The sequence below is a fragment of the Pseudomonas sp. 44 R 15 genome, from assembly GCF_900004965.1.
Taxonomy (GTDB): Bacteria; Pseudomonadota; Gammaproteobacteria; order Pseudomonadales; family Pseudomonadaceae; genus Aquipseudomonas; species Aquipseudomonas orientalis_A.
On record NZ_CVTU01000088.1, the window covers coordinates 102,233 to 114,223 of the forward strand.

Sequence of the window (11,991 nt, forward strand, 5' to 3'; positions counted from 1 at the left end):
TCCAATGGTGACAGGATAACTCTCCCTCACGTTCATCAGCACAGTAGAGAAAAATTTATGCAAACGCCAAAACCAGTGGAAACCGACAACATTCTGGTGCTGGGGGCCGGTGAACTCGGCATGTCCGTACTGCGTGAGCTGGCCAGGACTACGCCAGACAAGAAGGATGCCGGTGTTCGTATTACGGTGCTTCTGCGTCCACCGTCGACCATGATTCAGGACGCGTCTAAAACGCGCGCCATTGGAGAACTCCGTGGGCTAGGCATAGACATTTTGCAGGCTGACGTCATTAACGATTCCGTTGAGGAACTTGCCGAGCATTTCTCCCGATTCGACACGATCATCAGTTGCGTAGGTTTCATAGCGGGTGCGGGCACCCAGCTCAAACTCACCCGTGCAGTGCTTCAGGGGAGTGTAAGACGCTACGTGCCCTGGCAATTTGGCGTGGACTACGACGTGATTGGCAAAGGCAGTGCGCAGGATTTATTTAATGAGCAACTTGAAGTTCGCGAGCTACTGCGTGCGCAGCGCGCTACCGAATGGATCATCATCTCCACCGGAATGTTTACAAGCTTCTTGTTCGAGCCCGCGTTTGGAGTGGTTGATCTGGCAGAAAATACCGTTCATGCGCTAGGCCGCTGGGATAATCAGGTCACCGTTACTACCCCAGAAGATATAGGGATGCTGACGGCGAAGATTATGTTCGCCAAGCCGCGCCTCGCCAATCAGGTGGTCTTCGTGGCCGGAGATACCCTGACCTACGCACAGTTGGCGGATGCGGTTGACGCAACACTCAACCGAACGGTATCTCGCATTGAATGGAGCATTCCCAAATTGAAGGACGATCTCAATGCTGCGCCGAATGACTCGCTAAGCAAGTACCGAGCTGTGTTCGCTGAAGGTAAAGGAGTCGCTTGGGATAAGAGCCAGACCTTCAACGCTGCAAACGGCATTGAGCTGACGACGACCGTCGGTTGGATTGAGCAGAACCTTAAGTGAATGGGGCGGCCTGCTTCGAGAGTTAGAGCGAGGGCTGTCCCACCGCTTTTTGCGAAAGACGGCAGTCGTAACGCATCGTTTGCTCCTTCGTTTCTGATACTTGGCAGAAAGCACTGACTCATGATACTTGTAAAGTTACATGAATGTGAGGGCGACGCGATGCGTGAATTTGAGAATGCTGTTCACTGGGACGCTGCAGCAAAGCACTATCAGAAAACGGCTCACCCCTTCACTGCACAGTTCGCAGAGGCGGCGCTCGCACGGATCTCGCTTACATCACAAAGCCGCGTGCTGGATGTCGCCACTGGCACCGGAGCCCTCGCGTTGGCAGCAGCGCGAGCCGGCGCACAGGTTATGGCAACGGACTTTTCCCCCGCCATGGTGGCTTGTGTGAAGAACGCGGGACTTCCCAATGTGGAGGCCCGAGTCATGGACGGCCAATCGCTCGATCTGCCCGATGCAAGCTTCGACGCGACGTTCTCGATCTTCGGTGTGATCATGTTTCCTGAATGGCGCAAGGGCCTGGCTGAAATGCAACGGGTCACCGCCATCGGGGGATATGGCATTGTCGCAACCTGGCAGGAAATGGGTGCGGCATCGTTTCTTTTATTAGGGAATGTCAGGCGAAAGCTTTTCCCGGACCGCGAGGGCATGGCGATGCCCGAGGCAGTAAAAGCGTTGAGCAACCCACAGGATTTCGCCCGCGAACTGATCGCCGCCGGGTTTCGGGACCCCGTCATCGAGAGCGTGACGCATGCTTATCAACTGGAGGTGAAGTCGCTCGATAACCCCGACGAAGTGTTTGGAATGTCGCCCGACTGGACGAGCCTGACCGAGATAGAAAAGGCAGCAGTGATTGCGCACGTCAGGGAAATGGCAGGCAATAATCCGGTCTTGTCCATTCCATCTACCGCATTGATCGCGGTTGCGCAGCGATAATGATCAGTAGCTGTCGAACTATGAGAACAACATCTGGGAGCGGCTGGTGACGATAACGGTATCCCCATTGGGCATGGCCGTTGATCCGTCCGCCCCGGATAATCCAGAAGTGCTGACCCTTTTGGGCCGTAAGGTGAATGGCGTTATCTACAACGCTGTAAGCGGCAAAGTAAGCCTTGCCTGACCACTTCAACTCTCGTCTCGATCCGAGCCGCCATTTTTTTGAACGGTGCACTGAGCCGAGCTATCTATGACGCAATAGCTCCTTACGACCGATTCTGTTGAAAAAATCGGTTTGCTCGAACTGCTTGAATATTGACGGATGAAAACACTTCTTTTTCACGCTGCTACGTGAAATCAGTACGGAAAATTTTGCGGAAAGAAAGGTTTTCTATCTTAAATATGTCCTTTTTTACCCGAAACCGAAGTCGAATTTTTCAACAGAATCGACCTGAGGCGGTCGTCCAGATGCTCATCTCTGCTCGGTAGACAACCTCGAATAAAGTAAAAAGTCTCTAGGTGTCCCACGGACCATCCGGTAAGAACGCAGTAGTCCTTCGTGCTGAAAATGACAACGCCGGAGAACATTTTCAGAGCGTGCATTTGTGTGCAGAACCGTTGCTTGCACACGAACAAAGCCGTATGCGGAAAAGGACCATCGAGTAACCGCGTCGCATACTGCGCTAGCAATTCCCTTTCCCCAGTGCGATGGAGCGATGTCATAGGCTATTTCGGACGTTCGGTTGGCGTTTGAGAGGGTGTGAAAGCCGATCGTGCCGACCAATTGCTGGCTATGATTTTCAACAATGGCCAGACGCCGCACCGAATCCACAGACGTTGAATCGAACGCGTCAAACATGGGTAACAGGTCCTCAATCGAATGCAAGTCCCAACTCGTGTGTTCAAACACCTCCGGCAAGGTGAGATATGTATACCAATCATTCGCGTCCGATCTTTCTAGCTGTCGTAGGAAAACTGCAGGATGCTCGGAGCTTGGGGGCACATTGATTCGCATCTCACGTCCTTTTTCATAAGTGGCAATAAGCGACTGTGACCACAGATGCACTATCGCTACATCAACGCTATCCTAGCCCATCCGCACGCAAGACTACTTGGCGATAGCTACGAGGCTGTAAGCGGCTGGCCGTTTTCTGCCTGTCGTGACCAGCTGAAAATGACTCAAAGCAGTTGGCCGACCTGGGAGCATGATTGGATGACGTGTGCCAGTGGGCTGCGGAGTCAACATGAACGTGTTTTTGCTTTTCAGGCATGATGGGCGTGTTGAGCGTGCCGAGTGCTATCGAAATCCAGTCGGCAAACTCGCCTTGAGATCATGACCAGAACAACGGCGAGTCACAGTGCGTGCAGAGTTCGCGTAACACGGTCTCTGAGGATGTATGGGCTTTAATACTGGTGGCGCCGAAAAATATCCGTAGAGGGGCAGGGGGAAAGCTGCCGCAAGAAGCGAATGCTGCCCCGTGACCTTTTCGGCATTGGCGGCAATGGCAATCTACTACTGGCGTGCCGCGGCCCACATCAAGATTCCCAGAGACCTCAGAAGGGTTTCGCGCCCGATCAGAGAAGATTGACCTCAATGGAGATTCAACGGATCACGCATCTTCCGCCCCAAATCCTCGACCTGGAAAAAGAGGCAGTTGCAGAAGGCTTCAGGTTTCTCACACGACTGACTTCAGAATGGCAATCAGGCACCCATCGCTTCGATGCGCCTGGCGAATGCCTCATGGCAGCGTATCTGGACCGCAAGCTTGTAGGCATTGGAGGTCTTTCTGTTGATCCGTTCACCCATGACCGTACAGCAAGGCTGCGACGTGTGTATGTGGCGCCTGCGTCACGCGGGCAACAGGTTGGCCGCAGATTGGTTAACGCATTGCTTGCCCACGCCGCGTTGCATTTTGAGCGTGTGCGTCTCTACACCGACACCTCCCAGGGGAACACTTTTTACCTGCGCTGCGGATTCATTCGAATAGAAGACGCCCATGCTAGCCATATCGTGCAGGTCACAAGCCTTTGAGTTTGTTGGGCATCGGCAAGAATCGGTCACTCAGCTTTTAACAGGTTGCACAGCACGCTCAGATTCATTCGCGTATAGCTCAGGGCACCAGGGAGCCGACCTACAGCCTCAACCCCTTTTCAGCGCTTGGCCAGATACCGCCTTTTAAGCTTGATGAAACGTTTCATCGCGTTTATAAAACGTCCACAACTCCAAAAAAGGCTACCGCCATGACCCCACTCAAACTCGTTGTCGCCCTCAGCGCACTCTCTGCCGCTTCCCACGCCATGGCCTGGGATTACGTCCTCCTCGACACCGACAAAGCCGCGCAGAACTGGCAGGTCACCAGCCAGCAGCTGGGCGTGCAAACCGACAAACCCTTCAGCGTGACACTGCGCACCTTGCACGGTGGTCGGCAGGAGGGTGTGAGCATTGTCGACATCGATAACGGCACGATGAAGCTCTCGGTGGTGCCGACTCGCGGTATGAACGTGTTGCAGGCTTCGGTCGGCGATGTGCGCATGGGTTGGGATTCGCCGGTCAAGGAGGTGGTCAATCCTTCCTTTATCGAGCTCAATGGTCGCGGTGGGCTGGGCTGGTTGGAGGGTTTCAACGAGCTGGTCACTCGGTGCGGCTACGAGTGGGTCGGTCACCCCGGCATCGACAATGGCGAATTGCTTACCCTGCACGGTCGGGCCGCGAATATTCCTGCGAATAAAGTCACCCTGCACATCGATGAAAAACCGCCGTACTCCATCACTCTGCGCGGTGAGCTGAAAGAGCAGGCGTTCAAGAAGGTCGATTTTTCCGTGGCGACCGAACTGGTCACCGAGCCCGGCAGCGTTGTGTTCGCGCTCAACGACACGCTGACCAACAACGGTGACTATGCGAAGGAATACCAGGCGCTGTATCACAGTAACTTCAGCACCCCGTTCCTGGAGCAGGGCGCGCGATTCGCGGCGCCGGTGAAGCAGGTGTCGCCGTTCAACGACAAGGCCAAGGCCGAATTGGCCGACTGGCAAACCTACCGCGCACCCACCAAGGACTACGACGAAACCGTGTACAACGTGGTGCCCTATGCCGATGCCAAGGGCGATACTTTGACTGTGCTGCATAACAAGGCCGGCAGCCTGGGCGTGTCGGTCGGTTTCAATACGCAGACGCTGCCGGTGTTTTCCCTGTGGAAGAACACCGATACCCAAGGGCAGGGCTATGTCACGGGGCTGGAGCCGGGCACGAGTTTTTCCTACAACCGCCGTTATCAGCGGCCACTGAACCTGGTACCCACCATCGAGCCCAAAGCACACAAGCAGTTCCGCATCAGCTACAGCTTGCTGGCGGATAAGGCGGCTGTGGACAAGGCCTTGAAGCAGGTCAGCGAAATTCAGGCCGGGCGGGACACTGAGGTACGGCAGACGCCGTTGGTTGATTTAACCAAGGAGTGAGGCCGGCTGAAGCGCGGTCGGGCGCCTGCACTGCTTGCGCAGGCAGGCGCGGGATTCACGCCCGACGCGCCGTCAACAAAACCGTGGCCGCCGCCGACAACAGCCCCGCGCAGCAACGATTGAAGAGCCGCTTGCCGCTCGGCTCGGCAAACCAGCGGCGCATGTGCAGGCCCATGTAGGCGTAGGCGCTGATGGCGATCCACTCCAGAGCCAGGAACATCGCGCCCAACAACGCGAATTGCGCGCTGATGGGTTGGCCGGGCACCACGAACTGCGGCAGGAAGGCGGTGAAGATCAGGATGGCTTTGGGGTTACCTGCCGCCACCAGAAACTCCTGCCGTGCCAGGGCCCATAAGCCCACCTTGTTGGCGGCGATGTCCGCTTCTGCCTGCGGGTCTGCGCGCCACAGCTGATAGGCCAGGTAAAACAGGTACGCCGCGCCGAGCAGCTTGATCCCGTAGAACAACAACTCTGACGTTTGCAGCACCACCGCCAGCCCGGCGGAGGCGAGGGCGATCATGCCGGCGAAGGCCAGCAAGCGGCCGATACCGGCGAGGCAGGAGGTGCGGTAGCCGTAACGGGTGGCGTTGCTCACCGACAGCAGGTTGTTGGGGCCGGGTGCCATGTTCAGGGCGAAACAGGCGGGCAGGAAGAGGGCGAGGGCGACGAGGTCCATGGCGGCTCCTGATTGGGTCGGGCGGGAGTGTCGAGAATAAGGGCTGTTGGGGCGGTGCGGCAATCCACTCAAGCGCGATGGATGTTCAATGCGTGCATTTGGCTTGCCGTATAGGCATAGGTATTTACACAGCTCTGTAGCGCTCAACCGTAACCACGATGCGAAGCGAGTCGCTCTTGATCTTGATCTGCTTTTGATCTGAGGCGCCCCGTTAAACCACGCTGGCCGAACGCAGGCTTGAATCCGTGGGTAACCCGGCAGGACGCCGGGTTAGCCGCACTGGGCCATGGATGGCCCAGTGCGGCGGCCCACGGATTCAAGCCTTCGTTCGGGCACACCGAGCCTGAGCGAGGTGCCGAGTGGTGGGGCATGAGCGTTTTGCTTACTTTTGCGCTTTTCAAAAGTGAGCCGCCGTCAGGGCGGAACCCTAAGTGGCCGTTACCGCAGAAACGGATATGTACTCGGTCTGATCCAACATCCTGGTCGGCCCTGAGGCCGTCATCGGGGGCAAGCCCCCTCCCACATTGACCGAGGCGCATCAGTTGGATAGCTGTCGCCTGGGAGACAACGGCAGCTAGCTCCCGCGCCACGTGTTGGTGTCATACCGAAGCTTTGTAGATACTCATGCGTATAGGGGGTCATTTAAAAATAAACCGATACCCCACAATATAAGAACCCACTTTGTTTGCCCGAGCAGTCACCCATACGGCATTCATGCCGCGCTGCCGTTGTTTGTCCAAATCCGATTGATTTGTACAGAGTTCAATCCAGCGTCCGGTGTTTATGTCCTTGATGCGCAAGCCAGCCTCGCAACGGCTGAATTTTCCAGCGGAGGGCCCTGGGTAGGTGATTTCATACGCCGATTCGTAGTGGATGATGTCCCCGGGCAATAGGTAGACGCAGACAGCGTAAATATTGATGGAGCACGCAAGACCCAAGCAGAATCCGCCGAAAAAAGGGTCTACGGCCTGTGTTGGCTTCCGTTGAGCGGGCCGAGCGTAGAACGCCTTTGCTGCAAAGATCAGCCCTATGACAAATCCGGCTGTTATATAAGTGGTCCATTCCGGAATGGATGCCATCAGAACCGTTCGCATGCCAATGCGCGCGGCCCACAACATATAAAGTATCCAGGCACCAAGCAGTGAGCATATGGTCGCCAGGAGCGCTGCTTTTTTTAACCGGTTCTCCTGTAAAAGATCCTTCAATTTTTGCGGGCTCTGTTTGTTCCAATCATGAGGATGGCGCTGAGATTGCCCATCATACAGATACGCCTCCAATGTCCGCACCTGTGGGGTCGCCTTCCTGCATGGGGTTAAGATGCAGAACATCTTTCACTGGTTTCGAATGGAGGAAACACCTTGCTGAGCATTGGAGTCTTGGGCGTCGGCGAATTGACTGAGAAAGTGGTGATCGGCCTGCGGCGTGGCGGTTTTACCGGGCGGGTGCTGTTGTCACCCCGCAATCAGGCGCGCGCCGAGCAGTTGGGCAAGGTTTGGGCGTGCGAGGTCATGGCCGACAACCAAGAGGTTGTCGATGGGGCCGACCTGCTGTTGCTCGGTGTGCGCCCCGATGCAGTCGAAGGGCTGTGCAGGGATATTCAACTCAAACCGGGGCAACCTCTGGTTTCCCTGGTAGCCGGCATGACACTCAAAGACCTGGCGCGCTGTTTCCCACAGGCGCAGCCAGTGCGGGCGATGTTGTCCTATGCCGCCCAGATCAACCATTCGACCGTGGTAGTTACGCCGGCGGGTCACGTCCACGAGGCGTTGTTGGGCACCCTCGGCTCGCTGATTGTGATGGATCAGGAAGACGCCTTCGAGTTGGCCACCGTAGCGGCGTGCATGAATGGCTGGTTCTATTTCTTTCTCAACGATCTTCAGCAGTGGTTTACCGAAAAAGGGCTGACCCAGGCGCAGGCCCGCCAATTGGTAATGGGCAACATGCAGGACTGCCTGGCCAGCGCCAGTCATCAACCCCTGGTCAGTATGGCGAGTATGGGCGATGCCATCGCTACCCCCGGCACCTTTACGGCAGCCGGGCTCGATGTGCTTCGTGACAAAGGTGCGCAGCAAGCGTGGGCGGCGGCGTGCGATAAAGTGCTTGAGCGCCTGCAGACCGGGGAGTTTTATAGGCGCAGGTGATCCAAGAGGTTTGCTATTCATCAGGCATTTGGCTGGACTTATCTTGTCGAATTCCTAAGTGCCCGACATTGTCTAGCTTTCGATCTCGTCCGGTTCAGTCGACTTGATCTTCTTTAGATTCGACAGCGCGACCTCTTTGAATCGTGATGAAAGGCGGCGTAATCGCTTATGCATAATGATCGAATACACGCATGCGACGGAGCAGATGACCGTTACGACGGTTTGGTACTCAGGGGGAGCATAAAAAAATGCGGTGACGGATCCCGCAAAAGCATTGAGGGCGGCGCCACGGGCAATCCGGTCCCTGCTGACATAGGCCTCCATTGTCCTGACGGCATCTGGAACTGAACGCGCTAGAATTGCAGCACTTCTTTCATAAGAGTCTTCCTTCGGTGTTCCCGCGATAGCGCGATATATCGATGAGAGACCTTGTCGAAGGTCTTTAAGGACATTCAGCCTTTTTCCGAATAGGCGGAATATTTCTCCAGTCCTGCGTATCAGATAGGATGAGGTGGTGTCGACGTAGATGCCTAAGATATAGGCGATGGGTAAGTAAACTACAATGAAAACCTCTTTGTATTCATTTATTTTATGGAATGGGATCGGGTAGTGGTTGTCAAGTATGACTGTCAACCAGGCTGATGCGACCACGCCAGAAATAAGGTATTCGATCAGTGCTACGGCAAATTGCATTTATTTCTCCGGTAGAGCGTATTCAAGCGCCCATGTGGCTAGGTGTTGGGATGGCGTGCACGCCGAGGACTCAGATATATCCCTGTTGCGGTAGTAACTTGAATGGGGTGGTGTTGATGTCCTCGTAATCTTCTCGCTGGATGAGGATTTCGGTTTTCTTTCTGAGCTGCTGGATTTTTTTCATTACGTTTTGGTGCGCTGGCAAAAAAAATGACTCGTTACCAAAGTAGGGCACAGAGAGAAGTTGTCTTTTCTTCTTGGCAGTGGGCAAAAGCATCTGCTCGTAGCATGGGCGGTACTGTTCATCGCAGCGAGCAAGCCAACCGGCGTGCAGGCGCGCGGCGGGAAAACTGTCCTCGGTCATTGCGAGATTCGTGACAGAGTCAATTGTCCCCCATGTGGCGTCGTGCTGGTTTCTCTGCACTTTTACAGAGTCGTAAGCGATTCCGTGATGCGTTTCATAGTTGCAATAATCGTTGTAGACCCGTCTGATAACCTCATAGAATCTTTCGTCTTTAGTTGCAAATAAAGAACTCAGCACTTGTGAAAATCTGGAGCCGTCGTGGGCTGCATACGTGAAGTGTGTATCTTTGCTGAACGTAAGATAACTGAATAGAAAATAGTCGCCAGGCTTGATGCCACATTCTTTTAATGCAATAAACGGATGGTCGGCCAAATAAAGCTTGCGTTCGCCCTCGGCGTTGAAGCGGCCGGCACGGACTTGCCCAGCGTTGGATGTTGGGGGGAAGAAGTCATCGACCTTCAGAGGGGTTGATAACAGCTGGTCAAATTTTTCCTCGCTTAGTCTTCGAACTCTTGAAAAGACCGAGCCTTTGCAGTAGGTGCGCGATACCATCTCAAACTCCGCAAAGCTGAAGCTTGTGGGTGATGAGTCTGGCATGAGAAATTTTCGGATCGCTTCACAATATCCTTCTACCCCTCGGCAGGGATCAAACTCGTCGAAATTGGGTATAGGAGACGAGTAGAAGCGCCGCGCGAAAGGCGGCTCTATTTTCATACTTAAATTCCTTTTAAGTTATCGAGCCCTGCTGGCCCTGAGCACAGTCACCCCGACCGTTGTAGTCAGGCGGGTGCATTATGTCTTACTGCGCCTGCCCGCCGCAAAGTGTCTCTGCCAGGTTCAGGGGTAATCGACTTTAGGCAACGCCAGGCTCTTGTTTATCCAGCGGCACTCTCACCTGAAACACCGTGCCCTGTTCCGTGTCGGAGCTGACCTCAATCGATCCACTATGGGAGGCGATGATTTCCGAGGCGATGAACAGGCCAAGGCCCAGGCCTTCGGTGGGGCCGTGGTGGATGGCGGTGCGCTGGGAGAAACGGCCCATGGGGTTGAATATGAACGGGAGCACGTCCTCGGGTATCGCTTCACCGCTGTTGCGCACAGTGAAGACGGCGAAGTCCTCGTGCATGCCCAGCTCGACCTGGATAGGCCGTGTGGTGTCGCCATGTTGCACCGCGTTGCTGATGATGTTCGAAAACACCTGCTCCATCCGCCCGCCGTCAAACTGCCCAGATACGTTTGTGTTCGCGTCGAACATCACGATGGCTTCGGGATGAAACGCGCGAATTTCCTCGACCACGCGCTGGCACAGCGGCGAGAGGTTTATTTCGCTGGTTTTGACCGGGATGCCCGGCCCCATCTGGCAGCGAGTCAGGTCAAGCAGGTCGCCGACGATCTGGCTTGCCCGGCGCACGCTGGTGTAGACCTGATTGGCGATCTTGGTCGCCCGCGCCCCGGCGTCCTGGGAGCGGCGCAACACGTCGGCACCCAGCAGGATTGCGCCGAGTGGGGTGCGCAAATCGTGGCCGAGGATGCCCAGGAACATGTTGCGTGAGGCCTCGACGGCCCGTGAATAGCTGGCAATGGACTCGGCCAGGGCCTGGTCAATGGCCTCATGGAATCGGGTCATGTCGTCGACGTTGATCGGTGTGCCGTCCTTGACCTGGCGCATCCACTGGCTGACCACACTGGTGCGCAGCGCGCGGTATTCGGAGACCATCTGGTCGATGGTGAACCCGGCCATCAGCCGCGTCATTGCGTGGGTTTCGGCCGCAGTTTCCTGTTCGTCCTCCGGTGCGTGGCCCTGGGCCTTGGCGATTTGTTCCTGGCGGGTCTGCTTGGTGCGCAGGTCGCTGACGATGGCCCGCAACATCTGCTCGGCATGATCGCGCAGCGCGACGCTGTCGAGTTCCTCGCCCGGGGTGTCGATGGTTCTGGCGAAATCTTCCCAAACCTGCAGTATCGGCTCGAGGTTTTCCAGAATGAAGTCGGGCAGGCGCATGTCTGTAGTCCTGGTGGGAGGCGGGCAGAAAAGCGAAGCTGCACAGGCGAACGGAAATTCCCGGCAGTGTAGGAGGTTGTTCGTCGCTTTTAAAGCCCGGACTGCGGCGGCGCTATTGCGGGCATTACAGCCCCAGTGTCAGCGACCTCAGCCGTTGTTCCACCACGCTGTCAAAATGGCTTGCCAACGCTTCGCAGCGCTCGGAAGTGAGCCCTTCACAGCAGGTGATTCCCAGCACAAACCCTTGGGCCTTGGCACCGCCTTTGACGGCAAGAATCATTGACCCCGCCAGTTCGATCTCACGCAGAATTCTGTCAGCCTGTCGTTTTATAGGGCCGGGCAAATCGTTCAGGGCTTCTTTCATGGCCGTCTCCGCAGGCATTCACTCACACGCACACACACAAGGCAACGGAGGCACCGTGGGCCTCTTGAAAGCATCGACCGAAGGATGCTGCAAGAGTTTCGTCGTGTGCGGTTGTAAGGCGATGATGTGCAGTGCGGTCGTTGCCCTTCGGTCGCTTGGCAACCGACGCGTATCCATCTGACACACCTCGGTCCAAATGTGGGAGGGGGCTTGCCCCCGATGGCGGCCTCGGGGCCGACCAGGATGCTGGATTGGACCGGGTACATATCCGTTTCTGCGGTAACGGCCACTTAGGGTTCCGCCCTGACGGCGGCTCACTTTTGAAGAGCGCAAAAGTAAGCAAAACGCTCTTGCCCCACCACTCGGCACCTCGCCTAGGCTCGGTGTGCCCGATCGAAGGCTTGAATCCGTGGGCCGCCG

The 11,991-nt window shown here is 56.0% G+C and carries 12 protein-coding genes and 1 pseudogene; 5 read left to right on the forward strand and 8 right to left on the reverse strand.

Annotated elements, in window-relative coordinates:
* Positions 1 to 57 precede the first annotated feature (57 nt).
* Positions 58 to 999, forward strand: a complete 942-nt coding sequence (locus tag BFP93_RS11710; RefSeq protein ID WP_065893230.1) for an aromatic alcohol reductase — start codon at positions 58 to 60, stop codon at positions 997 to 999.
* Positions 1,000 to 1,158: 159 nt separating this feature from the next.
* Positions 1,159 to 1,938, forward strand: coding sequence for a class I SAM-dependent methyltransferase (locus BFP93_RS11715; protein WP_065893272.1), 780 nt, complete (start codon positions 1,159 to 1,161; stop codon positions 1,936 to 1,938).
* Between the two features lie 472 nt (positions 1,939 to 2,410).
* On the opposite strand, the gene BFP93_RS27425 is transcribed toward BFP93_RS11715, so the two are convergent.
* Entirely contained in the window at positions 2,411 to 2,953 is a 543-nt protein-coding gene (locus BFP93_RS27425) for a GNAT family N-acetyltransferase (protein ID WP_083205652.1), read from the reverse strand.
* Positions 2,954 to 3,146: 193 nt separating this feature from the next.
* Positions 3,147 to 3,473, reverse strand: a pseudogene (locus BFP93_RS29230) (GFA family protein); the annotation flags it as partial.
* A gap of 59 nt (positions 3,474 to 3,532) precedes the next feature.
* Here BFP93_RS29230 and BFP93_RS11720 point away from each other — a divergent pair.
* A complete protein-coding gene (locus BFP93_RS11720) occupies positions 3,533 to 3,970 on the forward strand; it encodes a GNAT family N-acetyltransferase (RefSeq protein ID WP_065893273.1) in 438 nt (145 codons plus the stop codon).
* 209 nt (positions 3,971 to 4,179) lie between these two features.
* On the forward strand, positions 4,180 to 5,394 hold the full coding sequence (locus tag BFP93_RS11725; RefSeq protein ID WP_065893231.1) for an aldose 1-epimerase family protein: 1,215 nt from the start codon (positions 4,180 to 4,182) through the stop codon (positions 5,392 to 5,394).
* Positions 5,395 to 5,449: 55 nt separating this feature from the next.
* On the opposite strand, the gene BFP93_RS11730 is transcribed toward BFP93_RS11725, so the two are convergent.
* The gene (locus BFP93_RS11730) at positions 5,450 to 6,070 is read right to left on the reverse strand and encodes a LysE family translocator (protein ID WP_065893232.1); all 621 of its coding nucleotides are present in this window, start codon (positions 6,068 to 6,070) and stop codon (positions 5,450 to 5,452) included.
* Between the two features lie 638 nt (positions 6,071 to 6,708).
* Positions 6,709 to 7,347 carry a hypothetical protein gene (locus tag BFP93_RS11735; RefSeq protein WP_242522226.1) on the reverse strand — a complete coding sequence of 213 codons (639 nt, stop codon included), beginning with the start codon at positions 7,345 to 7,347 and terminating at the stop codon, positions 6,709 to 6,711.
* Between the two features lie 81 nt (positions 7,348 to 7,428).
* Between BFP93_RS11735 and BFP93_RS11740 the strand changes: the two genes are divergently transcribed.
* Positions 7,429 to 8,211 carry a pyrroline-5-carboxylate reductase family protein gene (locus BFP93_RS11740; RefSeq protein WP_065893233.1) on the forward strand — a complete coding sequence of 261 codons (783 nt, stop codon included), beginning with the start codon at positions 7,429 to 7,431 and terminating at the stop codon, positions 8,209 to 8,211.
* A gap of 72 nt (positions 8,212 to 8,283) precedes the next feature.
* Here the strand turns inward: BFP93_RS11740 and BFP93_RS11745 are convergent, their stop codons facing one another.
* From BFP93_RS11745 to BFP93_RS11760, 4 genes are all read right to left on the reverse strand, one after another.
* Positions 8,284 to 8,904: a hypothetical protein gene (locus BFP93_RS11745; protein ID WP_065893234.1), complete on the reverse strand. Its 621-nt coding sequence runs from the start codon at positions 8,902 to 8,904 to the stop codon at positions 8,284 to 8,286.
* A 70-nt stretch (positions 8,905 to 8,974) separates the two neighbouring features.
* The gene (locus BFP93_RS11750; RefSeq protein WP_065893235.1) at positions 8,975 to 9,922 is read right to left on the reverse strand and encodes a hypothetical protein; all 948 of its coding nucleotides are present in this window, start codon (positions 9,920 to 9,922) and stop codon (positions 8,975 to 8,977) included.
* Positions 9,923 to 10,061: 139 nt separating this feature from the next.
* Complete coding sequence (locus BFP93_RS11755) at positions 10,062 to 11,207, reverse strand: sensor histidine kinase (protein ID WP_065893236.1); 1,146 nt, start codon at positions 11,205 to 11,207, stop codon at positions 10,062 to 10,064.
* Between the two features lie 124 nt (positions 11,208 to 11,331).
* Positions 11,332 to 11,571 (reverse strand): hypothetical protein, encoded by a 240-nt coding sequence (locus BFP93_RS11760; protein ID WP_065886662.1) that lies wholly within the window; start codon positions 11,569 to 11,571, stop codon positions 11,332 to 11,334.
* Between the last annotated feature and the right edge of the window lie 420 nt (positions 11,572 to 11,991).

Excerpts from the sequence above, each read along its gene's own strand:
- BFP93_RS11755 (WP_065893236.1), bottom strand. The coding sequence starts at position 11,207 with ATGCGCCTGCCCGACTTCATTCTGGAAAACCTCGAGCCGATACTGCAG.
- BFP93_RS11745 (WP_065893234.1), bottom strand. The coding sequence starts at position 8,904 with ATGCAATTTGCCGTAGCACTGATCGAATACCTTATTTCTGGCGTGGTC.
- BFP93_RS11710 (WP_065893230.1), top strand. The coding sequence starts at position 58 with ATGCAAACGCCAAAACCAGTGGAAACCGACAACATTCTGGTGCTGGGG.
- BFP93_RS27425 (WP_083205652.1), bottom strand. The coding sequence starts at position 2,953 with ATGCGAATCAATGTGCCCCCAAGCTCCGAGCATCCTGCAGTTTTCCTA.
- BFP93_RS11725 (WP_065893231.1), top strand. The coding sequence starts at position 4,180 with ATGACCCCACTCAAACTCGTTGTCGCCCTCAGCGCACTCTCTGCCGCT.
- BFP93_RS11750 (WP_065893235.1), bottom strand. The coding sequence starts at position 9,922 with ATGAAAATAGAGCCGCCTTTCGCGCGGCGCTTCTACTCGTCTCCTATA.
- BFP93_RS11720 (WP_065893273.1), top strand. The coding sequence starts at position 3,533 with ATGGAGATTCAACGGATCACGCATCTTCCGCCCCAAATCCTCGACCTG.
- BFP93_RS11760 (WP_065886662.1), bottom strand. The coding sequence starts at position 11,571 with ATGAAAGAAGCCCTGAACGATTTGCCCGGCCCTATAAAACGACAGGCT.
- BFP93_RS11715 (WP_065893272.1), top strand. The coding sequence starts at position 1,159 with ATGCGTGAATTTGAGAATGCTGTTCACTGGGACGCTGCAGCAAAGCAC.
- BFP93_RS11730 (WP_065893232.1), bottom strand. The coding sequence starts at position 6,070 with ATGGACCTCGTCGCCCTCGCCCTCTTCCTGCCCGCCTGTTTCGCCCTG.